The sequence below is a fragment of the Nostoc sp. CCY0012 genome, from assembly GCF_963920855.1.
Lineage (GTDB): Bacteria > Cyanobacteriota > Cyanobacteriia > Cyanobacteriales > Nostocaceae > Cyanocohniella.
In genome coordinates, this window is record NZ_CAWUDM010000027.1 from 42680 (window position 1) to 67905 (window position 25226).

The 25226-nt window shown below is 40.7% G+C and carries 24 protein-coding genes; 7 read left to right on the forward strand and 17 right to left on the reverse strand.

All coding sequences use genetic code 11. The annotated features are described in order from the left end of the window. Positions 1-1800 precede the first annotated feature (1800 nt). Positions 1801-2460: a PEP-CTERM sorting domain-containing protein gene (locus tag ACM0OS_RS10180; RefSeq protein WP_414543065.1), complete on the forward strand. Its 660-nt coding sequence runs from the start codon at positions 1801-1803 to the stop codon at positions 2458-2460. Between the two features lie 327 nt (positions 2461-2787). Here the strand turns inward: ACM0OS_RS10180 and ACM0OS_RS10185 are convergent, their stop codons facing one another. After that, on the reverse strand, positions 2788-4617 hold the full coding sequence (locus tag ACM0OS_RS10185; RefSeq protein WP_414543066.1) for a C2 family cysteine protease: 1830 nt from the start codon (positions 4615-4617) through the stop codon (positions 2788-2790). A gap of 473 nt (positions 4618-5090) precedes the next feature. Here ACM0OS_RS10185 and ACM0OS_RS10190 point away from each other — a divergent pair, with 473 nt between their 5' ends. Further along, positions 5091-5288, forward strand: coding sequence for a transposase (locus ACM0OS_RS10190; RefSeq protein ID WP_414543067.1), 198 nt, complete (start codon positions 5091-5093; stop codon positions 5286-5288). Positions 5289-5685: 397 nt separating this feature from the next. On the opposite strand, the gene ACM0OS_RS10195 is transcribed toward ACM0OS_RS10190, so the two are convergent. Then, the gene (locus ACM0OS_RS10195; protein ID WP_414543068.1) at positions 5686-6003 is read right to left on the reverse strand and encodes a hypothetical protein; all 318 of its coding nucleotides are present in this window, start codon (positions 6001-6003) and stop codon (positions 5686-5688) included. A 7-nt stretch (positions 6004-6010) separates the two neighbouring features. On the opposite strand from ACM0OS_RS10195, the gene ACM0OS_RS10200 reads away from it, so the two are divergent. Beyond that, a complete protein-coding gene (locus tag ACM0OS_RS10200) occupies positions 6011-6457 on the forward strand; it encodes a PEP-CTERM sorting domain-containing protein (RefSeq protein WP_414543069.1) in 447 nt (148 codons plus the stop codon). A gap of 324 nt (positions 6458-6781) precedes the next feature. On the opposite strand, the gene nblB is transcribed toward ACM0OS_RS10200, so the two are convergent. The 7 genes from nblB to ACM0OS_RS10235 form a co-directional block, all read right to left on the reverse strand. After that, entirely contained in the window at positions 6782-7444 is a 663-nt protein-coding gene (nblB, locus tag ACM0OS_RS10205; protein WP_414543070.1) for a phycobilisome degradation protein NblB, read from the reverse strand. 63 nt (positions 7445-7507) lie between these two features. Beyond that, entirely contained in the window at positions 7508-7972 is a 465-nt protein-coding gene (locus ACM0OS_RS10210; protein WP_414543071.1) for a CBS domain-containing protein, read from the reverse strand. A 192-nt stretch (positions 7973-8164) separates the two neighbouring features. Then, complete coding sequence (mutT, locus tag ACM0OS_RS10215; protein ID WP_414543072.1) at positions 8165-8578, reverse strand: 8-oxo-dGTP diphosphatase MutT; 414 nt, start codon at positions 8576-8578, stop codon at positions 8165-8167. Positions 8579-8786: 208 nt separating this feature from the next. Then, positions 8787-9131 (reverse strand): DUF760 domain-containing protein, encoded by a 345-nt coding sequence (locus tag ACM0OS_RS10220; RefSeq protein ID WP_414543073.1) that lies wholly within the window; start codon positions 9129-9131, stop codon positions 8787-8789. 396 nt (positions 9132-9527) lie between these two features. After that, positions 9528-10484 (reverse strand): RNA polymerase sigma factor, RpoD/SigA family, encoded by a 957-nt coding sequence (locus ACM0OS_RS10225; protein ID WP_414543074.1) that lies wholly within the window; start codon positions 10482-10484, stop codon positions 9528-9530. Positions 10485-11179: 695 nt separating this feature from the next. Next, the gene (gene carB, locus ACM0OS_RS10230; protein ID WP_414543075.1) at positions 11180-14497 is read right to left on the reverse strand and encodes a carbamoyl-phosphate synthase large subunit; all 3318 of its coding nucleotides are present in this window, start codon (positions 14495-14497) and stop codon (positions 11180-11182) included. A 737-nt stretch (positions 14498-15234) separates the two neighbouring features. Next, on the reverse strand, positions 15235-15789 hold the full coding sequence (locus ACM0OS_RS10235) for a Dps family protein (RefSeq protein WP_414543076.1): 555 nt from the start codon (positions 15787-15789) through the stop codon (positions 15235-15237). 569 nt (positions 15790-16358) lie between these two features. Here ACM0OS_RS10235 and ACM0OS_RS10240 point away from each other — a divergent pair. After that, on the forward strand, positions 16359-16616 hold the full coding sequence (locus ACM0OS_RS10240; RefSeq protein ID WP_414543077.1) for an Asr1405/Asl0597 family protein: 258 nt from the start codon (positions 16359-16361) through the stop codon (positions 16614-16616). 70 nt (positions 16617-16686) lie between these two features. After that, on the forward strand, positions 16687-17343 hold the full coding sequence (locus ACM0OS_RS10245) for a (2Fe-2S) ferredoxin domain-containing protein (RefSeq protein WP_414543078.1): 657 nt from the start codon (positions 16687-16689) through the stop codon (positions 17341-17343). A gap of 25 nt (positions 17344-17368) precedes the next feature. On the opposite strand, the gene ACM0OS_RS10250 is transcribed toward ACM0OS_RS10245, so the two are convergent. From ACM0OS_RS10250 to ACM0OS_RS10270, 5 genes are all read right to left on the reverse strand, one after another. After that, positions 17369-17503 (reverse strand): hypothetical protein, encoded by a 135-nt coding sequence (locus ACM0OS_RS10250; RefSeq protein WP_414543079.1) that lies wholly within the window; start codon positions 17501-17503, stop codon positions 17369-17371. A 22-nt stretch (positions 17504-17525) separates the two neighbouring features. Next, a complete protein-coding gene (locus tag ACM0OS_RS10255; protein WP_414543080.1) occupies positions 17526-17831 on the reverse strand; it encodes a type II toxin-antitoxin system RelE/ParE family toxin in 306 nt (101 codons plus the stop codon). Further along, positions 17831-18094 (reverse strand): ribbon-helix-helix domain-containing protein, encoded by a 264-nt coding sequence (locus ACM0OS_RS10260; RefSeq protein ID WP_414543081.1) that lies wholly within the window; start codon positions 18092-18094, stop codon positions 17831-17833. Before ACM0OS_RS10260 ends, ACM0OS_RS10255 begins: the two co-directional genes overlap by 1 nt. 100 nt (positions 18095-18194) lie before the next feature. Then, entirely contained in the window at positions 18195-19448 is a 1254-nt protein-coding gene (locus ACM0OS_RS10265) for a Rid family detoxifying hydrolase (protein ID WP_414543082.1), read from the reverse strand. 104 nt (positions 19449-19552) lie between these two features. Then, a complete protein-coding gene (locus tag ACM0OS_RS10270; RefSeq protein WP_414543083.1) occupies positions 19553-19987 on the reverse strand; it encodes an NUDIX domain-containing protein in 435 nt (144 codons plus the stop codon). A 176-nt stretch (positions 19988-20163) separates the two neighbouring features. On the opposite strand from ACM0OS_RS10270, the gene malQ reads away from it, so the two are divergent. Then, entirely contained in the window at positions 20164-21672 is a 1509-nt protein-coding gene (gene malQ, locus ACM0OS_RS10275) for a 4-alpha-glucanotransferase (protein WP_414543084.1), read from the forward strand. Positions 21673-21747: 75 nt separating this feature from the next. Here the strand turns inward: malQ and ACM0OS_RS10280 are convergent, their stop codons facing one another. Continuing rightward, positions 21748-22557, reverse strand: coding sequence for a helix-turn-helix domain-containing protein (locus tag ACM0OS_RS10280; RefSeq protein WP_414543085.1), 810 nt, complete (start codon positions 22555-22557; stop codon positions 21748-21750). 2 nt (positions 22558-22559) lie between these two features. Next, positions 22560-23348: a pseudouridine synthase gene (locus tag ACM0OS_RS10285; RefSeq protein ID WP_414543086.1), complete on the reverse strand. Its 789-nt coding sequence runs from the start codon at positions 23346-23348 to the stop codon at positions 22560-22562. 163 nt (positions 23349-23511) lie between these two features. On the opposite strand from ACM0OS_RS10285, the gene ACM0OS_RS10290 reads away from it, so the two are divergent. Then, positions 23512-24225, forward strand: coding sequence for a DUF2993 domain-containing protein (locus ACM0OS_RS10290; RefSeq protein ID WP_414543087.1), 714 nt, complete (start codon positions 23512-23514; stop codon positions 24223-24225). 48 nt (positions 24226-24273) lie between these two features. On the opposite strand, the gene ACM0OS_RS10295 is transcribed toward ACM0OS_RS10290, so the two are convergent. Next, positions 24274-25164: a phosphatidate cytidylyltransferase gene (locus ACM0OS_RS10295; RefSeq protein ID WP_414543089.1), complete on the reverse strand. Its 891-nt coding sequence runs from the start codon at positions 25162-25164 to the stop codon at positions 24274-24276. Positions 25165-25226: the final 62 nt, after the last annotated feature.

A 25226-nucleotide genomic window follows, 5' to 3' on the forward strand; every position in this document is an offset into this window, starting at 1 on the left:
CCCAGAAGCCTGGTTGTTCTTGAAACAACTGGGCTTCTCCCCTTTGGGCCTTCAATGAGGTTGGGTTAAGGTGTTCCGCGCCTCAAGCACCAAAATAGATCAGAGCAAAATGGTGATTTGCTAGCGATCGCCTCAGTAATCTAGGATTTCTATTAGATTTGTGCAATATACGTAGGATATACGTAGAATGAGCTTTGCCCACAGTATCTAGGTTTTGCTGGGTAAGGGCCATTCTATACACATATCAATTTTTGATATTCAAAATAGCAACAGATGGATTGAATATAACCGCACAGAAGAATTTGTTACAGAATGATTTGTTGAGTGACGTTTACCTCTCTCCCATATCGTTATTGGCTTCCACTCTCCTAGGACTTACGCACTGTACAAATTTATTATCTTGTGCATTAACGTAAATGCGTCGTTTCAGGCTTTTATTAATCATCCTTTGATAAATAGCGATCGCCTAAAAAGTGTCGATAAATCAAGGTTTAATACCTGAAATCCACACCACATATTTGGTATTTCCTGTCAATGCGTAAGTCCTAAAAAAATTAAAATGCTGCCACCGATTAATCTGGATTAACTACAATTCATATTCCACTTTTTAAACTGGCACAGTGGGATATTTATTAGATTATGTGGGTTGTTAACAAAAACAAAATATTGGTCTGGATTAACTACAATTCATATTCCACTTTTTAAACTGGCACAATGAGATATTTATTAGATTATGTGGGTTGTTTACGCAGAGACTTTCTACAATAAAGTCTCTATTTATCCTATTCACAACTTAGGATTGGGGATTAAATAAGATCCAAAATTTGTAGGTTAGGTGAAGCGATAGCGATACCCAAAGCTGCCAATGATGTTGGGTTTCCTGACCTCAAACACCACTGTCTCCAAGTCAGGAAACCCGCCCACCGCGCCATCTCTCCAATGCTGTGACTCCCCAATCTACGGGAATTATTTAGTTTCTGGTCCTTATCTGTAATTATCTATTTTTTCAATATTACTGAGCTAAAAATGTCAACAGGCCAAGGGTAGGTTCCGTGAAGATATTTATGAGTAGTGAATCTTTTCGGTAAATCTGTCTATGGTACTACTGGCTTGAAAAGTTATTTGCGATCGCAGTACGTTAAGTAGATAAATATAATTAATTACAAATGTCATTGCGAAAGCCTTTCAGGGAAAGGTTAGTAAAACATAGCGGAGGTACTAGTAATCACAAGGGCTTGGGACGATTTAGCCTTATTTACTCACCCCCTCTATCACGGTAAAAATTTTTATGCGTCTACTTATTTAAAAAAATTAAAGCAAACAATAAAGTTTTGACAAAGTACTTCACGAATACTTGCATTTTTTGGGTTTATGTAGCCTAATGATAATAAGGTATCAGTGGAAATACTTTTTTAAAAAAGATAAAAAAGTGAACACCACACTTCTGAATAAGTAATCATACGTTCAGAATTATTTGTACCACGGATTCTCTGGTTGTCTAAATTAGTAAATTTGAAGCTCTACACTAACTATTTTGTTAGAGTTCTAGCCTTCAGATGTATATTCATATATCAGATCCTGCACCTCTCAGTACAAACCCAGACAAAGTAATAAGATGCTCGATAAAGCGACCTAAGTTTTAGGAGCTTTTACCAGTCAAATCAGGGTTTCAGCCAAATATTGAGGGATTAAATTACATCAATGTTTCTTAGTGCAAGATGTGAGATATAAAAACAAGGCAGCCAGGGGAATAGTCTAAGTTACGCATTGACAAACTTACCCCTTCTATTGCAAATCACAATGATTACCATCGCAAAAAACAGTAAAATTGCTAACAAAGTCGCTGCTGGAGTTGCAGCTTTCGGTGTTCTCGCTGGTGTAGGTTTGGCAACTGCTCCTGCTCAAGCACAGACCGCCGGTTCTGCATCCATCGGTGGAGTTCCTACATTTTTAGGAGATCCAGACGATACCACTATTCAATTTGGTACTGCTACTTTAGAAGAGGCTTTTGGAGTATTCATAGGTTCCACAGTAAGCACTCCACGCAATCTTGTCCTAGGCGCACCTGTTGGCGGAGCTATTGGCGGCAGCTTGTATAACATTCCTTTTGTTGAAAATTTTGTCGAATTCAACACACCCATAGGTGTTATTACAGGTGATTTACTAGCCGCTTCTAACGGTATTCTTCGCAATCCTGCTGTGGGTACAAATTTTCAATATCAGGGTGTTGGTGAATTACCTATTTTGTTCAGAGGCCCGGGCGGAGAAGAATTTGCTACCGGAGGTTTATTTTTAAATGCTTCCTCCAGTGGTGGTAGCCGTGTCTATGGAATTTCCCTTGATAAGCCAGAGGGTGAAGTCACACCTGTTCCCGAACCTACTACCATCTTAGGACTAGGAGCTATGGCGGCACTAGGAATCAGTACTGGTTTAAAGCGTAAAAAATTCTTACAAGCTTAAATTAATAGCAAGTTTGATCAAACTAGCAGCCTGTTTGAGTAACTTAAAAAAATAGCCGTGATTAGTAAAATTTACGGCTAAACAACTCAAATTAATGATTAACGACTTGTTAGAGCAAGTAGTGTTTTTTCAAAGGCGGTTTCTCTCCGCCAGATGAAGTTCTTCGACAAGTTGCTAGTTTCACTGAACAAATATGAATTGCGCCAGTCATGCTTTTTTATCAGCGTGGGGGCGCATTCATTTTGTTATATTAACAGACTAAGGCGGTATGTCAGTCGAAAAAGTTGTAGCACTCCGGCAATATTATTCTTTGTAAACTCAGTGTTTCTAAGCGATGGTAACCCCATAAGTAAAAGTCTGCTGGAACTCCTTAAAGGATAAATCAATGAATCCATCGTTAGCACCACGTTTAGTCCTACCATCAACCCCCCAGGGATTACGAACCACAACCCTTTGCTCACCACTATTATTGGTGTAGACATTTGTCACTGAATAGGCATGGGCAGCTACAATAAATTGGGTATTACCACTACTACTGTTTCTCTGGGTTGTCATAGCCTGACCATTTGCTAAGGCTGTTTCCAGAGTTGAAAAACTAATACTGCTGGTATTATGATTAGTAGCTTTTTGTCCTGTAACGAACTCAAGAGGACGAGAAAGATGGGCGGCACTACCAGTTAAGTTATAACCTGAGTAGCGATCGCCATATGTCCATTCCTGCCATTGAGCATAAGCTTTTTCAACTAAAGACACCCACATTACGTTGTTGGTGTTATTTGGATTTGTACTACCATTGGCTTTAGCACCAAAGATTTTTCCTCCAGAAGTGGCAATCCGACGATCAACACTCACATATTGTGCTTCACCATTTGAGTAAAAGCGTATGGTGTAGGTGTTATCACCATTATCTGTAATCATGCTGTTAATGACAGCACTAGAAGTGTTACCTGAATCATCAGACTGACGCTCAAAGGTTGCACCCAAAGCTGCTAAAAATGTGCAATTACCTAAATTTCCTTGATCGATATCACCAATTCGCGCTTCATTAGCACTACCAAACAGATTACCTTTTAATTCAACGTAGGTGAGATTCTTGGTTTTAAAAACAGGTGTCGGTGCCATTGTGCCTAAGAACCAGCGACCAACTAAATTCGACTCAAAATTACTAGCGCTCATATTTACAGACGCGCCACTAGCAACCTGTGTCGATAACCATTTTACAGAATCCGCCATACTGAAAGGAGTCTTTGCACCTACCAAAGTGTTGAGGTCTTTTACCTCATTAGCATCAATTACAGAATCTTTTTGGGTATGTCTGAAGATATCCAACATATCCTGACGGCTTAAATCATCATCAGCTGCTAATTTCCGCGTCAGGGTAATGATGTTTTGGTTGAGTAGATTTTTACTGAACCAATCTTGATGTGTAACTGCATCTGTAACTGCATCTGTAACTGTATTGGTAACTGTAAATTTCTGCTTGACTGTATTGCTACCAGCACCAGTAAAATCGTAAGCTTTCCCTTCGAGAATATATTCGCCCGCCACTAAGTTTAAGTTTTTTAGAGACAAACTGTAGTCGAAACTCGCTTTATTGGCATTGCTCATAGTGGGGGTAAATGCAGTTGCATTAGCCACATTTAGTAACTCCCCATCTGGTGTTCTAATGCGGAAATCTACCCTGGAAATATTACTAGTGCCATTGTTGTCTGATACCCAAGCACTGTTGAGACTCAGGGTTTCTGTTGCGTTGAGGTTCGTCTTATCGAGCTTAAACTGTAGTGAATTTGGAGCAAAATTTTGAAATACTTTTAAATTGTAGTTAGTGTCACCATCTTTTGCATAGACTCTAATGAAGTAATCTCCAGCATTTAAAGTCTTGCGAATTGATTCACTTAAAGTTCCTTTCTTGTACGCACCAGCGATCACTTCACCAGAATCAATTACACCGTTGCTGTTTTTATCCCTAATTATCTGTACATCTGCATTAGCGCTCAAACCATCAACAACGATATTCAGGCTACTGCGACTGGTTAAACTAAAACTGTAGAAATCATTGATATCTGAAGAACCTACCCAGTCTGTGAAAGCCTGCACATTAGGAGTAATGGTTAAATTTCTAGCAGTATTTAAAGTATTACCTGCTTTATCAAGCATAAATATCCCTGGTTAAATGGTCTTGAAAATGGAGTACATCACACCATGAATAATTTAAAGAAATTGTTTAAGAACAAAAAGTTGGCGTGAAGTTTGTCTAATATTGCTCTTTAAAATTGATAATTAACCAGGGTGAAATCACCCAATATAAAATTTAGGTATAACCACTTAATTTCAGAGAAAATAGGCAATACAGCCAGCATTAATCTGTTTGAATTAGTTAATATCACCCACAAAAACAGAATTATCTTGCGAGAAAATACATAACATCAGTTCGGGATAAAAAACCTAAAGTGCTAAAGCTGAAGCCCTGAAAATCATTAAAGATATTGGCTCTTACTCTGTTCTGGTGAACGATTTATCATTAATACTAATTTTTAAAAAACTTAACATCTGCGTAGCGACTGTCTTAAGGCAGGGAAAATAGGTTTAGTTGTTTGCTAAAGCCAGACGCAACATGAAGAGTTATTTTGATGCGCCTGACTGATAAGCTTTTAGCTTGTAACCGCTCGCTTATTAAAACTATTATTGACCAGATCAAGAATATGACTCAAATTGAGCATTCTGGTCATTGCAATCCTGTTAATTTTGTGTGTAGGTTAATTGCTTGTTTTCATCAAGCTAATAAGTTCTTACTCTATTTAGAATCAGCTTTGCCTCAATGGGCTTAACCTCAATTCAGCTTATCTTGTTCCCAGAAAGTCGGAGGTTTATTATCCGAACTTAATCAATATTTAGCAAAATATTCTTGGAAAATACACATAAAAACTGAAATATCGGATTTTTATTTAGTAATGCTGACTTGTAAGTTTTTCTTCTACCAATTTTTATTGTGATGTGTATATTAATGAGCCAAACTATCGAATTTTGGGTAGATATACAAAGCTACCTTGTATCAGGAATGAAGAGTTTATAAAGTCACCTATTACATATTGCCGATTCATAGGTACTTGTGTGATTCTACTAGAAGAAAGAGATACATAACTAACTGACTAACCGTGAAGTTACTTGACGTATACACGTAATCAGTGGCAGTTATGTTATGAAAATTTGTTGTTTATAGGAGTTTCAAATGATTACTTGTAAATCCAATCTTTTTAAAGGTGCTGTTGCAGTATTAGCTGCTATACCTGTAGTTGCTGCTACAACTTTTGCATCTGCTAGTTCTGCTGAAGCGGCATTGAAGGGTTCATTTGAAATTAACCCTGGAATTTCTCTTCCTCCCGGAGTTTTTACCTCAATTACACTCACAGAAAATTCTTTAACATTTTTTCCTGATCCTGCACCAATCGGAATTAGTGCCAGAACAGGCAGTTTTAATGACTTGAACTTAAACTCCGCATTTATAGGAAATATAATCTCATTCAATCCTTTGGTTGCTACCAATCCTTTTATGGATTTTGGTACCCTTCCTCCTCCTGGTGGTTTAATATTGCCAGGTACTGATGTTTCCTCCTTAACAGATAATATCAACACATTTATTTTGGGTAAATCCAGTTTTGATCTAACTCAAATAGATGGTAACTCTAACGTAGATGTATCCGTTCAGCTTCATGGATTATTCCAAGACGTTGTAGGTGGAACGCAAACTAAAGGTACAGGAGACTTGACTTTCCAAATAGCTGGTAACCGGATTCAAACTTTAAGAGGTTTGGGTTTTACAGGTGATGATATTACTGTAGTTACATCAGCTCTCGCTGCTGGCCAATCAATTGGGGATTTGAGTTTCTCTGGTGCTTTATTCACTACCGTGCCTGAACCAGCTACACTACTAGGCTTGGGTATCGTCGCCGCAGGTATGGCTGTATCTCGTCGTCGCAACAAAACCATCCCTTCCTAAGCCTGTCCTCACATAAAAAAATTACTTTCAGAAACTGAAAGTAACGACGATTGCTATGATTACTATCTTCGGTCTAACTGGAACGCACAACTTTTCCAGTTAGATCGATTTTTTCATTTACCCGACAAGTTTACTATAACTATTGTGAAAGTCAAGAAATCACGTCAGGATAGTTTCTGTTATTCTCCTCTTGATAGCATTAATAAGGGGTAAATTTAATTACTTTTAATGCACTTAGCGGTAATAAATCAACCGATGTATTTGATTGGTTTATAGGCAGAATTTTAGCTATCAAAGTAGGACTAAAGTCCTGACTCCAAACCTTCAAGTCGATTGCAAAGATGTTTTAGCTTCATTTGCTACGGCTTCAACTTGATCATTGACGAGAGTTTCCAGCACAGATTTGGCTTCAGTACCACCTAAACGAGCTAAAGCTTGCACGACTCTATAGCGAATTTGCCAATCTGAATTACTAGCAAAGGGGGCTAACAGGGGAACTGCTTGGATATCTCCCAACTCACCAAAAGAACTAATAGCCGCTGTTTGCACTAATTCGTTATCGGAAGCAAGTGCTTGTTTAAGTAATTCAACGGCTCGTGGATCGCCTAATTCACCTAATGTGGCAATAATACTGAATTGTACTAGCCATTCGGGGGTGCTATGGTAAAGCTGCTCTAAATCTTCAAAAGCATCACGGAGTTTTAAAGCACCCAAACAGTCTGCTGCTGCTGCTTGAACATCTGGTTCGGGGTCGTTAAGCAAAGCAAGTAATACATCTAACGACAACTGTAAATCCTGGTTTCCCAGAGTATCCATCTGACTTACGGCTGAGTATCGCACCCGTGAATTACTATCGCCTATGGCAATTTGAATTAGTTCAAAAGCGTTTGCTGGTTCCAACTCACGGGCTTGATTAACTGCACGCAAGCGATCGCCTAAATCCTCAGAACTCAGTAATTGCCTTACAGACGCAGGAGTAATACTCATTTATTGATCCTAATTTTCAAAAATGGTTAAAAAATTGCTAAATTAAAAGCGCTGGAATAACTTCTAAGATTCACTAGCTGCCATTGTCCGTACAATATCACCACGGGTAAGGATACCAATTACTTGACTTTTATTGTCAACTACAGGTAAACGATGAACACTGCGATCGTGCATCAGTTGCGCGGCTTCCTTGACGGTTTTATCAGGGGAAATAGTGACAGGGTTTTTACTCATCACTTCGCCAACAGTTTGCCCCAAGGCCTTATGTAGTTCACGGTCGTAAGTAGCAGGATTTTGTAAATAGATGACGCTATCAAGAAACATAATGTATGCCGGGGGTGTCACACCAGTTTCTTGCCACATCAAGTCAGTTTCAGAAATAATACCTACCAACTTACCGACATTATCCACAACAGGTATTCCACTGATGCGTTTTTCTGCCAGAATCTGGATAGCTTCCTTCAGTGGAGTTTCTACCCGGACAACTATGGGGTCACGGGTCATTACGTCGGTAACAGTTTTAGGCATTGGCTTGCTGATATTCTCAATCTAAGTCTCTGCAACCATTGTAGAAAATTGCGGGACTCAACCTGATTGAGTTCATACATCGTTACGGTATGGGGGCTTGGGACTGGGAATTAGGGAATTAGGGAATAGGCAATAGGTAAAATAGTTAAGATTTTGGTTTCCCCCCTGCTCCCTGCTCCCTGCTCCCCTGCCTCATCTCTGTTGCTTCAATGCTGCAATAATTTGACTATTTGCTTGAGGGAAAGCAAAGTTTTCTAAATCATCTAAGTGTACCCAACAAATCTCTTCGCACTCTAGGGGTTGAGGAACACCGGCAATGAGACGACAGTGATGCACTGTCAAGGTAACGCGCAAGTGGGTATAGGTGTGGTCAATGGTGATTAGATGTTTTCCTACTTCAATTTCTATTGCTAGTTCTTCTTGAATTTCTCGTTGAATACACTCTTCAATGGTTTCACCAGGCTCGATTTTGCCACCGGGAAATTCCCATAAACCACCCATAACACCTTCTGGACGACGGCGATCAATTAAAATTTGCTCATGTTCGTTCCAGATTACGGCAACACCAATAATTTTGTGGGGTGGGGAAGAAGTCGTTGCACTCATAGTTTGTGGCGGTTGGGAAAAATTAGCAAACAAGAAACCATAGCAAAACTCGGCAGAAAGTTAGTTTAGTCTGCCGAGCTTGCAATTTATTTTAAGGGAAGGTTGGTTGTGAAAATACTCCATGAAATTTATTTTTTATGGGTTTATCCGTGACTGTGAGGAGGTATAAACCCAATAACTTTGAAGTTTTAAGCAAAATTTTCGATTGCTAGTCAATTTCGCTACCATTAATTTCATGGCCTTGCAGGGTGGCTTCAAAGTTCATTCTCTGTTCAGCGTTACGGAGAAAATAACCACTCATCATTGCAGAAGCAAGTAGTTGACCCAAACTTTCCCGGCTGGTGGTGACGGTGACGTTGAAATGTTCTGAAGGTAGGTTTCCTAATAATCCTATGATGTTACGCTCCATTACCTGAAAAACTTCGGCTGAAGTAGGCTTAGATAGTTGGGTAACTGTTTCTGGACTTAGTGCTTTAACGTACTGCCACAGTAAATTACTGGTTTCTGACTCACCATTAAAAAATTCTGAAACTCGGTTAGATGGTTTATTCATGCTTTACCTCTTGTACTATCTCTAGTAGCTGTAGTGCTGAGAATTTTAATAGTAAATACTTGCTATTTACTTCATTTAACTGGCTCTTGGCTATTCATATCAACTAATGTAACAAGCCTATCTCCTACTGGAGGTCGGTGTAACCGTACCAAAAGTAGCGTATTTTCTCGTCTCTCTCAGTAAGTGGGGGAGAATAAATGCAAAATTATCAGAAATGTGGGTATGGGATGTAGAGCATACGGAAAGGACTAAAGTCCTTACTACAAACTTCCCTTATGCAAATGCTTTGAGAAACTATATCAGAAGTTAAATGAATAAAGCCTGCTAGGCAGGCTCTAAATCAAGGTTTTTCTGGGGAAATACTAGAAAAACAGCAGTAAATTAATTTACAAGTCCCTAACTAGCCAAGTATTCATTCATACTTGCTTTTGACTTGCGAAGTTTAGTTAAGGCTTCCCGTTCAATTTGCCGGACTCGTTCGCGGCTAATGTTGAGAATTTCGCCAATTCTGGCCAAGGTGAGTGCTTGTCCATCAGTTAACCCGAAGCGTAATGTAATCACTTCTTTTTGCTGCGGGGTGAGTTCTTCCATCAGACGCTCTAAGTCATAAGATAAAGAAGATTGCATGACGAACTCTTCGGGAGATGCTCCTGGATCTTCTAACATTTCCCCAAGTTCGGTGTCGTAATTGTCCCCCAACCGCAAGTCTAAGGATAAAGGTAGACGCGCTTTTTCTAAATATTCTCGCACCTGCTTGGGTGTCAATTCTAATTCTTGAGCTAACTCAGCAGCTGATGGGGCGCGTCCTAGTTGTTGAGATAGCTGGCGCTGTGCTTTTTTAATTTTATTTAATTTTTCAGTAATATGAATTGGCAAACGGATGGTACGAGCTTTCTCGGCGATCGCCCGGGTGATGGCTTGACGTATCCACCAATAAGCGTAAGTAGAGAATCTATAGCCTTTGGTGGGGTCAAATTTTTCCACACCCCGCTGCATCCCAATACTGCCTTCTTGAATTAGGTCTAGTAAATCTACATTGCGTTTAATGTATTTTTTGGCAACGGATACCACCAGACGCAAGTTGGCTTCGACCATTTTGCGTTTAGCAATTTCACCGTCGGCGATCGCATCGTTCAATTCGACCGCTTCTAAATTTGCGGCTGTCGCCCACTCTTCTAGACTCGGTTGACGACCTAATCGGTCAACAAGAGACTCCCTGACTTCATTTAAGGTACTAGAACGTTGCACCTGTTTGCCGTAGAAAATTTCTTCCTCGTGGGTTAAGAGTGGCACACGGCCAATCTCACGCAGGTAAGTCCGCACGAGGTCTGTGGCTGTCTGAGCGGTCTTCATGGCGCTACTCTTCGGTAATGATGGATTTGACGGTGGGGTCATTAACTAATGGATACGAAAACAGGGCATTAGCTAGTTAGGCTAGGAACCCTTGTGATGGTTTACAATTTACGCCCCGATGGATTTCGTCGGCTGCTTATATTAATCAAATAAAGGTCTTAACTGGTAGACGTTACAGTTATTTATTTGTTTTCACAACTATCTCAGGTTAGATAAAAGGTAAAAAGTAAACGTTTTTTGTATCTTTCATTATTAATAATTGTAACATTTATGAGAAGAAATGGAAATCCTAGTAACGCTAATTTTTTAGCTGTTCTAGTTTATACAATAGACTCTTAGCATCAATGAGCAATTGAGAAAGTGAGAAGTTGAAAAAACAAGGGTGATGAATTATCCGTATCTACTGGAATTTATCGATGTCTTTACCCATTGGTACTGTGATTAGAAGACTCAGGCTGGCTAATGCTTACAGACGACTGGGCAAGTCAAATGATAAAATTGTCTCCAGAGAAAAATTAATTCCTCATACTTCTTAAAATATCTCAATAGAATCTATAATTATCCTTCTATAATAATTGCTTAATTTTCCTTGTAAATACTGCTTAATGCAGATTCAGAAAACAGGCGGGGGGGAAGTTTTTGCTATTCTCTATTTCCCCCCACAGCCCCTAAATGCTCTATCAGAGCCAATTACCTTACTTCTTGGGTTGAGAGCCTAGTTGATAAATGGCGCAGTACTCTTGGATAACTTTTACGTCTAAAGTAGTAGTTTGTAGTGAGCGGATGGCAGCAACAGTAGCTTTTGCGCCGGCGATAGTGGTGATGATGGGGATTTTGTAAGCTAAGGCTGTGCGCCGGATTAATCTAGCATCAGTATGGGCTTCTTCACCGGAAGGTGTATTGATGATGAGTTGGATTTTCTGATTTTTAATGGCATCAAGGACGTGGGGACGACCTTCATGAAGTTTTAGGACTAACTCAACATTTAAGCCTTGTTGTTGCAGGACTTGGCCAGTACCCGAAGTAGCCATCACGGTGAAGCCTAAGTCAATAAATTCCTTGACCACATCAACGGCCGCAGTTTTATCCCGATCGCTCATGGAGACAAATACAGTACCTTGGAGGGGTAAACGCTCTCCCGCAGCTAATTCTGCTTTGGCAAAGGCGCGTCCAAAGTCGCTATCTATCCCCATGACTTCACCAGTGGAACGCATTTCCGGGCCCAATATCGTATCAGTTCCAGGGAATTTATTAAACGGTAATACTGCTTCTTTGACAGAGATATGTGAGGGAATCACTTCTTCGGTAAAACCTAACTCTGCTAAGGTTTGTCCCGACATAATCAAGGATGCGAGTTTCGCCAGGGGTATACCTGTAGCCTTAGACACAAATGGTACTGTGCGTGAAGCGCGGGGGTTGGCTTCTAAAATATAGACTTGCGGCGCAGCACCTTGAGCGCCCACCACAGCAAACTGAATATTCATCAATCCCACAACTTCCAATGCCTGAGCTAGCTGCACCGTCCAAGTGCGAATTTGTGCGAGAACTGCTGGTGACAAGGAAATAGTTGGTAAAGAACAAGCCGAATCACCTGAGTGAATACCCGCTTGTTCAATGTGTTCCATGATGCCACCCATTACCACTTTGCCAGTATGATCGGCGATGGCATCCACATCAACTTCAATGGCATTTTCCAAGAACTTATCAATCAAGATTGGATGTTCTGGTTCCACCTGTACTGCAAATGTCATGTAACGTTCTAATTCTGTATCAGAATAGACGATTTCCATTGCTCGTCCCCCTAACACATAACTAGGACGCACAACTACCGGATAACCAATACGCTGGGCGACAATCAGCGCATCTTCGTAACTGCGGGCAATACCATTGGCTGGTTGGGCAATATTTAACTGATTGAGAATTTTTTCAAACCGCTCCCGATTTTCTGCCATGTCAATGGAATCGGGTGACGTCCCCCAAATTTTGGTCACGGGGAGGTTGGGTGATGGGCATGATGGGTGAGTTGTTTCCTCATCCAGAGCAGTGAGATACTGCTGTAACGGGACTGCTAATTTCAGGGGTGTTTGACCGCCAAACTGAATAATGATCCCTACCGGATTTTCGGCTTCGATAATGTTCAGCACGTCTTCTTTGGTCAACGGCTCAAAATACAGGCGATCGCTTGTGTCATAATCGGTGGAAACTGTCTCCGGATTGGAATTGACCATAATTGTTTCAAATCCCGCACCTTTCAAAGCATAAGCGGCGTGGCAACAACAATAGTCAAATTCAATTCCCTGGCCGATGCGGTTAGGGCCACCACCCAAAATCATTACCTTGGGCTTGGTGGTGGGTAAAACTTCGCTTTCTTCTTCGTAGGTAGAGTAATAGTAAGGCGTAAACGCTTCAAACTCCGCTGCACAAGTATCTACAGTTTTGTAAACTGGGGTGACACCTAATTTTTGGCGATAGGCGCGGACTTGATCTTCGGTGGTTTTTGTCGCAAAAGCAATTTGGCGATCGCTAAAGCCGTCACGTTTTACATCATATAATTGCGCTTTTGTCAACTGTTGTAAGGGTGTGCGCTTGAGAAATTTTTCCACATCCAACAGTTGCTGCATTTTATCTAAGAACCACGGGTCAATACCTGTAAGTTCGTAGATTTCCTCAGTACTCATTCCTAGTTGTAAAGCATGACGTACCGAGAAGATGCGATCAGGGTTCGGTGTCCGCAGTTGGGCGCGAATTTGTTCACCACTGGGTAATTTTTCGGTTTGATCACAACCCCAGCCGGCGCGTCCAGTTTCTAAGGAACGCAGTGCTTTTTGGAAAGATTCATTAAATGTCCGGCCAATGGCCATGGCTTCACCCACCGACTTCATCTGAGTTGTCAGCACAGGTTCTGAACCAGGGAACTTTTCAAAAGCGAAGCGGGGGATTTTGGTAACTACATAGTCAATTGTCGGTTCAAAAGATGCGGGTGTTTTTTTGGTGATGTCATTTTTAATTTCATCCAAGGTGTAACCCACAGCTAACTTAGCCGCCATTTTGGCAATGGGGAAACCTGTAGCCTTGGAAGCTAACGCCGAACTCCGGGAAACGCGGGGGTTCATTTCAATGACAACCACATCTCCAGTCACAGGATTAATGGCAAATTGAATATTAGAACCGCCAGTTTCTACACCAATTTCCCGAATAATTTTAATTGCCATGTCCCGTAGCCGCTGATATTCTTTATCAGTCAGGGTTTGGGCGGGAGCGACGGTAATTGAGTCGCCAGTGTGGATACCCATTGGGTCAAGGTTTTCGATGGAACAGATAATCACCACGTTATCTGCCAAATCGCGCATGACTTCTAATTCGTATTCTTTCCAACCCAGTAGAGATTGGTCGATGAGAATTTGGGAAACAGGGCTAGCATCTATACCCACCTGGGCCATTTCTTCAAATTCTTCTTTGTTGTAGGCAATACCACCGCCACTGCCACCCATTGTAAAGGCAGGACGAATAATTAAAGGATAAGTCCCAATTTGTTCGGCGATCGCTTTGGCTTCTGACCAAGTTGAGGCTGTGCCACTAGGACACATTTTCACCCCAATCCTTTGCATGGCCTCGTTAAATAATTTGCGATCTTCCGCTTTCTCAATGGCAGGTAATTTAGCGCCGATTAATTCAACGTTATATTTCTCTAAAGCACCATTTTTCGCCAGGGCTACAGCAAGATTCAGCGCCGTTTGTCCTCCCATTGTTGGTAGCAGGGCATCAGGACGTTCTTTGGCGATGACTTTTTCGACCAGTTCCGGTGTTAGCGGCTCAATATAAGTGCGATCGGCAGTTTCTGGATCGGTCATAATTGTTGCCGGGTTAGAGTTGACTAACACGACTTCATAGCCTTCTTCTCGCAGCGCTTTACAGGCTTGAGTACCAGAGTAGTCAAACTCACAGGCTTGTCCGATCACAATGGGGCCAGAGCCTAACAATAGTATTTTCCGGAGGTCTTGACGGCGGGGCATAGTCGTTGGGTTGGAGTAAGAGAATACAAATCCTGATTATTTTAAGGGTCTTTCCCCTCGGTCGTCTTATTTATTATTAAGTTTTCGGTCGTTGGATAGTACAGACCACGGTGATAGGAGTACAAAAGCACTTACCTATGTCTAGGCTACTATCTTCAATTACCTAGTACGCCAGCCATTGTATCAGGGAAACTGCCACAGCTACCGTGTATCAGCCCATTGGCTTGGCCAGTATTGTAGGCGATCGCTTGATTATTCTCCTCATCTTCCCTGTTGCCTATTCCCTTTCATTGGGACATACACCGTAGGCTACTGTAGTCAATCTCTGACTTAGCGATCTCAAATCTTCATTTAGCTTGATAATTGAGGATAGATAATTTTAATTAATTACTTGTAAATATACTTTAACTTGTTTGCAAATAATTTTTAATTAAAACTCACTTATGCTGAACGATGGTGAAAGATTTTTCACGCTTTTTTAGTAAAAGTTTACTTAGTTTTTATCTGGTGATCAAACAATTTAAATAAAAAACTTTTCTAATTAGCAATTGCTATTATTTCCTAATATATTTTACATTTATTATTTCACTACTGTACACATTTATTACATTTATCTACTGATATTAAAAATGGCAGAGATATTTTATTCATCTCCGCCATTTTTAGATTTTTTTAATGTTTAGAACTGCCAACTCTTTTCTCAGGGTAGACTACACCAAACCGAAATTAGAACAGTACTAATTTTGAGCAGGTTGAACAAAGCCTAAGGTTAAACTATCTTTAGCCAAGAAATGCGCCAAATGGTAAGCACGTTCCTCAGTTTTTAAGAGGATTTGTTCGTAGAGATAGCGTGTACCCCGGTCGCCCAAACTCTCTGCCTGAGACGCTTGACGGCGGATGACGTTAATCATGGCTTGTTCTGCGGCTAGATCATTTTCTATCATTTGGCGACAAGAATATACGCCATCTAGCTCTTGCTCGAAACAAGTTAATTCTGCTAATTTGCTGAAACTAGCAGCTGGTACACCACCCAGTCCGTTCAAGCGTTCGCCAATTTCATGAACGTGATCTTGTACTTGCTCGTAGCTATCGCTGAAAAACTCATGCAGTGAGTAAAACTCAGAACCTTCAACTACAAAATGATGCTTTTGGTACTGCAAGTACAGTGCTTGAAAGCTAGCTAATACAACGTTAAAACCTTCAGTTACTGGGGCGGTTACACTATGATCCAATAGGACAGGATTGTCGTAAACTTGACCAAAGTTTTGTAACAAAGTTTGTGTATCTGACATTAGTTCTCCTCGCTTTATCACAGTTATGGCTTTTAACTGCTTATCTTCTACATATTAACATTTAAAAAATAAAAGCAAGCCTGATTATTATCATAAAAGTTTAAATTTTCTGTCGTTAAAAGTGCATTTATTCCTCATTAACATAGTCTTTAATTCCTACTAATGAGAATGTTTAGAAACTAAATTTTCAAATATCAAAGCTCTGCGACATCTTCTTTGAACTCTCATTACCTGCACTAGTTATGAGAAGAATTTTCATAAACAAAATTATACGTAGTGGTATTTAATACTTTGCAAACACCAAGAAGGAATAGACACACAAGAAACAAGAGGGACTGTTTTAGGCTTACACCACCTTGTCCTCCTCATATCCCTAGTCCCTAATCCCTAGTTTCAGATGCATAACAGGAAATTATTACAAAGTTTTGAGATTCTTTTTTCAGATAATTGAGAATTGTTAGCACTTAGGTTATGCTTATTTGAAGAGGTGAGATTCCCGAAATTTTGAAAATTAGGGATTCAAGACACAATAGTTACTGCAATTTTGTCGCACGTTGAGGGCTAGTCTCTTGAAATCGTTAAGTTCAGAAGTAGAGCAAAAGTACGTTATTGGGGTGAATTGGGCAGACCGATGGCAAATCTATCAACGCTTGCAAGAGCTAGACATTCCTTGTTGGTGTCAGACTAACCAGCCATTGCAGGTGGAAATTGACAACCCCTTAGCAGCTATTCAACTTTGGTGTGTGATGCAGCAATGCACAGCCTCCCGTCAAGACCTGATTTGGAATCTTGAACGCAGCTGGCAAAGTCGCTACCGAAAATCTTGATAGGTAACAGAGATTGAGATTGTCTCACCTAATGCTGGAAAACTACTTAGTTAAAAATAGGTTAAATAAAATGAGTGCATCCTACAGTACAGACACAGCAGAATTTTGTCTTGAAGGAAGATTTATTAATTTTGTAATCAAAGATGGCTATAAGCTCAAAGGCTTGCTATTAGCTACTTCTGAAGGTGAATGCTACATTAAACTTGCTAAACATTTACGAGCAGCCTTTGACTTGCGTTTACCACCAGGGACTTGGTTACAAGTTGTTGGTTATAAAAAAAACGATATAAAAAAAGATAAAGTTACATTCAAAGCTGAACGTGTGATGGCAGCACGTTCTGAAATAGGCAGAGTCCCAGTACAGGAGACACCAGCAATTAATACTGCTAAAGCTAAATCAGCTAAAAATAAAGCCACAATTCTAGTGTGTCAAAAGTCTGACTGCATGAAACGCGGTGGTAAAGCAGTTTGTCAGGCTTTAGAAGCAGCCTTAAGTAATCGCGGTTTAGAAGACCAAGTAACAATTAAAGGTACTGGTTGTATGAAAAACTGCAAAGCTGGGCCTAACCTAGTGATGCCAGACAAAACCCGCTATAGCCGCATTCCCGCAGCGCAAGTACCCGCAATAATGGACAAGCATTTTCCCGACAAGAGGCTAGAACAGCAGCCAGATAATTTAGAAGAAGTTGTAATACCTCACAGCAAAGTTCGTGGAAACGGCTGGTAAATTTTTGATTTTTTAATAAGAAAATTTAATAAGAAGATATTTGGTGTGTTCCCTCTGTATTCGGCAGTAATTTTTGCAAAACTTTAGCAAGAATTTTGAATTGAGCGATCGCCTGCCATTTGTAGAAGTATGAAGGCTTATGACGGCTATCGCTTAACATATCTTATCAATCAAATTCAGCTTTACTCATCATCCGACTCTTTAAGTAAAGATTCTAAATCTTGACGACCATTGACAACGCGCAAAATTTCCACCCCATTATCAATCACCCGATAGAGAATCACATATCCATCTAATGGCAAGCCACGCAATGAAGGTTTAATGTGAGCATAACTGCGCCCTATCTGGGGATATTTTGCTAAGTTTTGGCATTTATGATTAAATTCTTGAAATAATTTTTCTCCTGCTGCCAGATTTCTTGTTAAAAAATAATCAGAAATTTCATTTAAATCGTGGCTAGCAGATGGTGAGATTATATAGCGACTCATTACTGATTCTCACGTGCCTTTTGAAACTTTTCCAGTATCTGCATAACTACAGTTTCCCCATCCAAACCTTCCCCCCGGTCGAGTTCTGCAATGGCAACATCAACTTTTTGCCGAGTTTCTTCCATCCATTGAATATACTCAAAATTAAATTTTTCTAATATTTGAAATGCTACATCAAGTACTTCATCTGCATTAGTAAACTTACCACTAGCAATTTGGGCTTGAATAAATTGCTCATGTTCGGGTTTAAGTTTAATATTCACAATTTCTCCCCAAAATTTACCATCAGCTTTACCCAAATGGTACTAAATCTAAAAAAATATTGGCTATAAAAACCAAACCCGCCTGCGCGGGTTAAAACCTTTATTCCCCAGGTATCACTGCAATACAATCAATTTCTACCAAAACATCCTTAGGTAGACGCGACACCTGTACACAAGCACGGGCTGGGGCTGTATCTTCGGAAAAATATTTAGCATAAACCGCATTCACAGCGGCAAAATCATTCATATCAGCGAGAAATACGGTGGTTTTTACCACATTTTCAAAGCTAGCACCAGATGCTGTCAGAATAGCTTCTAGATTAGCCATTACCTGCTCAGTTTGCTTTTTGACATCATCGGTGTAAACAATATCACCGAGGCGAGGATCGATGGCAATTTGTCCAGCTACAAACACCATTTGACCAGAAGCGGCGATCGCCTGATTATATGGCCCCACTGGAGCAGGTGCTTGGTCAGTATTAATTACTTTACGAGTCATAGATATTACTTGCTCTAACGATGCTTTCTGTTTACCGATTTCCACCTCAGAGGCGATGGGCTGGTAAACTTCTCCATCAGGCATTATCGCACCAGTTAGGTCTGCTTCTACAAAGCTAGCCCCATAGATATTTGCTCCAGTCAAGTCTACTTTCCTCAGACTTGCTCCATTTAGATTCGCTTTTATCAAATCAGCTTTTTGCAAATCCGCTCTTTCTAAATTTGTCCCTTGTAAACAAGCTTTTCTAAAGTTTACGCCAATGAGGTTAGCTGCGCCCAAATCAGCACCAGCCAAATTCATCCCAGAAAAATCTTGTTGAGATAAATTAACGCCTCGAATTTTAATTTGCTGTAAATTGGCATTTTTGAGTTTAACGTTGCTTAAGATTGCTTGGCTTAAATCAACCCCAGTCAAATTAGCTCCACTCAAATTAGCACCTGTAAGTTTTGCCCTTACAAGGTTTGCATTGTTCAAGGATGCTTCAGTTAAGTTGGCAGATTCTAGCGTCGCATCGCTCAACTTAGTATTATCCAAATTGGCATTAGTACAGTTAGCACTACTTAGATTCGCCTGACTCAAGTCAGCACCAGTCAAATCTGCCCAACTGAAATTTACAGAAGAACTGTTTTGTGAACAACTCAACTTTGCACCTGTCAAAGATGCTCTGGTAAAGTTTGTGCAATGAAGAATTGCTTTGCTCAAGTTTGCATTATTCAAATCTGCTCCTGTCAAGTCAGCACTTTGTAGGTTGATCCCACTTAAATCAGCACCTTTTAAATCTACTCCTCTTAGATTTACACTCTTAAAGTCACGTTGACCCTTTGCATATTTCTCCAACAATTCCTCAGCATCCATAATGCACCATAAAATACCACTGATTCAGTATAAACGCAGTAATAATAATTCATATATACTCGTCTTAACTTCTCTTTCCGCGCCCTCTGTGCCTCTGTGGTTCGTTAATAACCCAACCGTGGACGCAGCTCATAATGCCGATAACGCCAATAATCCCGGAGAATGCGATCGTGGTCAAAACATAAATTCTGCGGCACACACCAAGACTCAAAAATACCTACATTCTTCGCATCATCCCCCGCTTTTGGCTCACCTGATGCTGTAGCTAAAAACACAATACTAATTGTGTGCTGACGCGGGTCACGACTAGGGTCAGAATAGACCAAAAATTGTTCAATCAACTCAACTTGCAAACCAATTTCTTCCTCAGCCTCCCGCCGCGCCGCTACCTCCACAGGTTCCCCATAATCCACAAAACCGCCAGGAATAGCCCAACCTAAAGGTGAATTATGCCGCTCAATTAACACTATTGGTCGATGTGGCCGATCCACTAATTCAATGATGATATCAACCGTTGGTGCAGGATTTCTATAAGTCATACTCATCAATCATTAATTATTAGTCATTGGGAGAACCATCTTCCCTTGTCCCCTTGTCCCCCTGTCCCCTTGTCCCCTTGTCCCTTATCCCCTTCCCCATCTCCTAACAGCTTTCAATGCTGACCTTAGCGTGATAGATTCGATGGGATCGCTAACTCCTATATTTGAAGTTAAATATGCCTTTTCCTAGATCCAGTGGTATTTTGTTGCATCCTACATCTTTTCCCAGTCGATTTGGCATTGGGGATTTAGGTTTAGAAGCCTACAAATTTATTGATTTTCTCAGAGAAAGTTACCAACAATATTGGCAAGTTTTACCCTTAGGGCCGACAGGGTATGGTAATTCTCCTTATGCTTCCTACTCAGCAATGGCAGGAAACCCCATGCTCATCAACCCAGAACAGTTGCAAGAGCAGGGTTTGTTAGCTGAAGAAGATTTTGCTAATTTACCAGTATTTGAGGACTCTAAGGTAGATTATGAGCAAGTTAAGCCAATAAAAATTGCATTGCTGAAAAAAGCCTGTGAGAACTTTCAAGTTAAAGCAAAACCTTTACAACAAACAGAATTTGCAGGTTTTTGTGATAGCAAAGCTTATTGGCTAGATGATTACGCCTTATTTATGGCTTTGAAAGATGCCCATGAAGATACAAGTTGGCACACTTGGGAATCAGAACTTGTCAAGCGCGAACCAGAAGCAATGGATCGGGTACGGCGACAATTAACATCGGAAATTTTTTACTATAAATTCGTTCAATTTGAATTTTTCCGCCAATGGTCAGAACTCAAATCCTATGCCAACATGAGCGGAATTTCCATTATTGGCGATATTCCCATTTATGTAGCCCAAGATAGCGCTGATGTGTGGGCGCATCCCGAAATCTTTTGCCTAGATGAAGAGACGAGAGAACCAGCACTAATGGCAGGAGTTCCACCAGATTATTTTAGTGAAACAGGTCAATTATGGGGTAATCCAGTTTATGACTGGGAGGCATTGCAAAAACAAGACTTCAAATGGTGGCTGGGTCGCTTTGAAGCAATGCTGGATTATATAGATGTCATTCGCATTGACCACTTCCGGGGTTTTGAAGCTTACTGGGCTGTGAAACAAGGCGAAGAAACAGCCATGAATGGAGAATGGATGAAAGCCCCAGGAGACGAGTTATTTGATGCGATTAAACAGCAATTGGGACAGTTACCAGTCTTAGCAGAAGATTTAGGGGTCATTACACCAGAAGTAGAAGCACTACGCGACAAGTATGAATTTCCTGGGATGAAGGTGTTACAGTTTGCCTTTGGTTCTGATCCCGGTAATCCGTTTTTACCTTTTAATTACACACGTAACGCCGTAGTGTATACCGGAACTCACGACAACGACACCACTGTAGGCTGGTTCAACCAAGCTAGTGATTGGGAAAAGCAAAACTTACTACTTTATTTAGGTTGTATTAGTCCTGAAGGTATTCACTGGGATGTCATTCGATTAGCTTTGAGTTCCATCGCCAATCAAGCGATTATTCCTTTGCAGGATATCTTGGGTTTAGGAACCGAGGCGCGCATGAACTTTCCCAGTGTTGCTGAGGGTAATTGGGATTGGCGCTATCAGCCATCAGCTTTAACAGAAGAACTAGGCGATCGCCTGAAAAATCTGACTAAACTCTACGGACGCGCACCGCAAGGGAAGTAAAAGACAAGGGGACAAGGGGACAAGGGGTGAATATTTCCAATACCTAGCCCTTAGCCTCTAGCCCCCAGTCCCGCCTCAAGATCTGGGTTTACCTCCAATCTTGATTTCTCCTTCTTTTCCTGGTTCTCCCATTTGTCTGGCTTCTTGCTGATTCACGCTCATCAACACACTACCAGCATTATTAGTTTTTACTGTCAGCTGCTCTTGGGCTTTCCAGGTGCGGTAAGTTCCCTGTGGAAGAATACCCTCAAATTCGGTTTTACCATCGGCTACTACGCGAATCCAAGATGATTCTTTTAAGGTGACACCAACCTGCAATGACTGATTATTGTTGATGCGATTCGAGGTGTCGCTTACAGGTTGCAAGTTTGTGGATTGTTGAGAGTTGGCTTGATTGGGTTCTGATTGATAAGCTGTTTCTCTTTGTGGCTGTTGATTGTTATGGCTAAGAGTATTAGTATTACTCAGCAATTGAGACAAGCTACTTACAGCGCTGACAATGACAAATATATAAAGTAAGTAAAGATGAAGCGGTCGTAGTAAACCAAGAGAATGATTTTTTTCAGTAGGTGGGATGCTGACTGAATGGGAATCTAAAGGAAAATTACTGGCAAATTCCAATCCCTGAAAGCCCAGTGCATCGGAAAATTGCCTGATTAAACCCTGAATATAAACTGGTTCTGGTAAATCTTCTAAATTACCTTCTTCAATCGCCTGTAATAATCGCCGGGGAATCTTGGTTAAAACTACCATTTCTTCTAGAGATAAAGCCCGTTTTTGTCGAGTTTCTCTCAATTGAGCGCCCATTTCTGACAATTTTTCCGCTTGTTGCTGTGCTAATGAAAATGTCGGCTGCTCTTTCTCTTTACTTTTTAGCCATTTCATGCTTAATCTCCGCTCCTGACCTCAGCTGAATCTTTAATAGGTAGATGCTTAATCTGCTCTTTTAAAAAGCGAATTTCAGCATCTTTAAGTAGACGATAGTCACCCTCACGTAACAAGGGTGCTTTTGAGATTTGTAATTGAATTGGGCCTATGGCAGTACGATGTAGCTTAATTACGGGATATCCCAACTGTTGGGCTACACGGCGAATCTGTCGGTTTCTCCCCTCCTTCAAAACTATTTCTAAACGGCTGTTTTTAGCAAGACTTTCTGTTAAGTTCACTTTAGCGGGGCGTGTTTTTCGCCCTTCTAAAGTCACACCTTGACGCCACATTTCTAACACGGCTTCTGAGGGATGTCCCTTGACCAAAACCTGATAAGTCTTAGGGACACTGTGACGTGGATGCGTGAGTGCAAATGTAAGTTCCCCGTCATTGGTCAGGATTAAAGCTCCTGTGGAATCTGCATCTAGACGACCAACTGGGTGCAGACCTGAACCCTGGCGTAATTCTTCAGGAAGTAAATCTAAAACTGTTTTTCTTCCCTGAGGGTCATAGCAGGTAGAAACTACTCCAGGTGGTTTATTTAGTAATAGATATATTACAGGCGGCTGCTGCCGAGCAGATACTGGCTTGCCATCTATGGAAATGGTATCTTTTTGAGGGTCAACTTTTTGACCTAAATGTGCTAGTACTCCATTAATCCGCACACGCGATCGCCGAATCATTTCCTCAGCTTCACGACGTGAGGCTATACCCCATTGAGCTAGAACTTTTTGTAACCGCGCCTCCATGTTGAAATTACTGAATATACTGGGAAAATTTGGAGAAAGTGGAGAAAGTTTAGATAATATTCATCATATTTGCATTTTGTGCTGAGTAGCCATAAATGTTACATTTAAAGCTTATTTCAGTTTAGTTAGTTGTTTAGCAAATATCCATCACCTTAGTGGTTAAATGCCAGAAGAAAATTCCTCAGCCAAAAGTTCGCATAAAATCCGCATCATTACAAATGTACTCACAAAAGCTCTAAAACTCTGGTTAAAATCACAAGTCACTCAAGTATCTCAACTAGAGGTAGAAATTAAAGCGAGCGATCGCCAACTTCTCTCTGGTTGCATTCCCTGGGTTTCTATAATAGCGAGTGATGCCGTGTATCAAGGCCTTCATGTTACACGAATTCAACTCTTAGCAGAAAATATTCAGGTCAATATAGGCTCAGTACTCAAAGGGCAACCACTCAGACTGTTAGAAATAGTACCAGTGATTGGCGATTTAGTAGTTGAGGAAAAGGATTTAAATAGTTCCCTTTCATCTGAACTCTTATCAACTGCTTTAAATGATGTACTGGTTAAACTTATACCAGAATATTGTCTAAAATCCCAAGCAATTGCTTGGCAAAAAATTATCCTGGATCATAATCAAATTAGACTCCGTGCTATCTTAGCACCCACTAGCGAATCTATACCTCTGGAAATTTATTTAAGTTTAGAGTTAATTGGCAATCGTGAATTGAAATTATCACAGATTCAAGTCATCCAAAACGAAATACCACTTGTGGAAAACGAGCATGGTTACAATTTGGATCTTGGCTCAGATGTCGATATTCAAGAACTCAACTTGATCCCCGGTCAGTTGGTATGTCAAGGACGGATTAATGTTAATCCCTAAGGAGAGATGAGACGGGGGGATGGAAAAAAATTACTCTAGCCTCAAACCTCAAATCTTCTCAATCAATGGCAATAAAAGCGTCACAAAATAGTAAACCAAGGGCGCTGTAAAGATATAACTATCAGTGCGGTCTAAGATGCCTCCGTGACCGGGGATCAACTGACCAGAATCCTTAACTCCAGCATCCCGCTTGAGCATAGATTCTGTGAGATCGCCCAAAAGACTGGCAATACCAATCAGTAAACCTAATGCTACACCAGTAAACAGAAATTGCGGTAAGTGCAAATAATAAGCTCCCGCTACGGCTACGGAAATAGTAGCAATGATCCCAAACACAGCACCTTCAACAGTTTTCTTAGGACTGATGTCAGACAAACGGGTTTTGCCGAAGAATTTGCCAAAAACATAAGCGCCGATGTCAGTAGCCCATATACAAAAGAAAGTTAGCACTGTCAACGTTAACCCCTGTGGCAAAGAAGCAAAACTTTTCTCCTGTAAAATATTTGTCCAATCTGTAGGCCAATAACCACCAAGAGGAAGATTACTCGTGGCTACACTATCAAGAGTGCGTAATCTTACCCAGTAACTCGATAAATAACCTACATAAAATAGCCCCATAATCGAAGCAGAAATATCCGCAATTGTGGCCATTTTCGGCTGAAAAAGTAAGTAAAAACAAATTAGCGTCCCAGCTATGGGCATCACAGCATCCGCCAAAGTGACATTAACGTTACAAATCACCAGTAAAGCTTGACTCACAAACATGGTGGTTTTAGCAGCAGGAAGAATACCTCTAGCACGCACCAAATTAAAATATTCTTCTTGACCTAAAAATACGACCACTGCAATTGCGATAGTAAAGTACCAACCCCCCAAAAGAGTTGCAACCAGAGCAAGAGCGATCGCTATAATTCCACTAATAATTCGAGACCAAGGCATAGAAGTATTTTGAATGAGGTATTGGAGATGGGGGGATGGGGAGATGGGAGGATGGGGAGATG

Coding starts and splice junctions, on each gene's coding strand:
- ACM0OS_RS10180 (WP_414543065.1), top strand. CDS start 1,801: ATGATTACCATCGCAAAAAACAGTAAAATTGCTAACAAAGTCGCTGCT.
- ACM0OS_RS10185 (WP_414543066.1), bottom strand. CDS start 4,617: ATGCTTGATAAAGCAGGTAATACTTTAAATACTGCTAGAAATTTAACC.
- ACM0OS_RS10190 (WP_414543067.1), top strand. CDS start 5,091: ATGCGCCTGACTGATAAGCTTTTAGCTTGTAACCGCTCGCTTATTAAA.
- ACM0OS_RS10200 (WP_414543069.1), top strand. CDS start 6,011: ATGGATTTTGGTACCCTTCCTCCTCCTGGTGGTTTAATATTGCCAGGT.
- nblB (WP_414543070.1), bottom strand. CDS start 7,444: ATGAGTATTACTCCTGCGTCTGTAAGGCAATTACTGAGTTCTGAGGAT.
- ACM0OS_RS10210 (WP_414543071.1), bottom strand. CDS start 7,972: ATGCCTAAAACTGTTACCGACGTAATGACCCGTGACCCCATAGTTGTC.
- mutT (WP_414543072.1), bottom strand. CDS start 8,578: ATGAGTGCAACGACTTCTTCCCCACCCCACAAAATTATTGGTGTTGCC.
- ACM0OS_RS10220 (WP_414543073.1), bottom strand. CDS start 9,131: ATGAATAAACCATCTAACCGAGTTTCAGAATTTTTTAATGGTGAGTCA.
- ACM0OS_RS10225 (WP_414543074.1), bottom strand. CDS start 10,484: ATGAAGACCGCTCAGACAGCCACAGACCTCGTGCGGACTTACCTGCGT.
- carB (WP_414543075.1), bottom strand. CDS start 14,497: ATGCCCCGCCGTCAAGACCTCCGGAAAATACTATTGTTAGGCTCTGGC.
- ACM0OS_RS10235 (WP_414543076.1), bottom strand. CDS start 15,789: ATGTCAGATACACAAACTTTGTTACAAAACTTTGGTCAAGTTTACGAC.
- ACM0OS_RS10245 (WP_414543078.1), top strand. CDS start 16,687: ATGAGTGCATCCTACAGTACAGACACAGCAGAATTTTGTCTTGAAGGA.
- ACM0OS_RS10250 (WP_414543079.1), bottom strand. CDS start 17,503: ATGTTAAGCGATAGCCGTCATAAGCCTTCATACTTCTACAAATGGCAG.
- ACM0OS_RS10255 (WP_414543080.1), bottom strand. CDS start 17,831: ATGAGTCGCTATATAATCTCACCATCTGCTAGCCACGATTTAAATGAA.
- ACM0OS_RS10265 (WP_414543082.1), bottom strand. CDS start 19,448: ATGGATGCTGAGGAATTGTTGGAGAAATATGCAAAGGGTCAACGTGAC.
- ACM0OS_RS10270 (WP_414543083.1), bottom strand. CDS start 19,987: ATGACTTATAGAAATCCTGCACCAACGGTTGATATCATCATTGAATTA.
- malQ (WP_414543084.1), top strand. CDS start 20,164: ATGCCTTTTCCTAGATCCAGTGGTATTTTGTTGCATCCTACATCTTTT.
- ACM0OS_RS10280 (WP_414543085.1), bottom strand. CDS start 22,557: ATGAAATGGCTAAAAAGTAAAGAGAAAGAGCAGCCGACATTTTCATTA.
- ACM0OS_RS10285 (WP_414543086.1), bottom strand. CDS start 23,348: ATGGAGGCGCGGTTACAAAAAGTTCTAGCTCAATGGGGTATAGCCTCA.
- ACM0OS_RS10290 (WP_414543087.1), top strand. CDS start 23,512: ATGCCAGAAGAAAATTCCTCAGCCAAAAGTTCGCATAAAATCCGCATC.
- ACM0OS_RS10295 (WP_414543089.1), bottom strand. CDS start 25,164: ATGCCTTGGTCTCGAATTATTAGTGGAATTATAGCGATCGCTCTTGCT.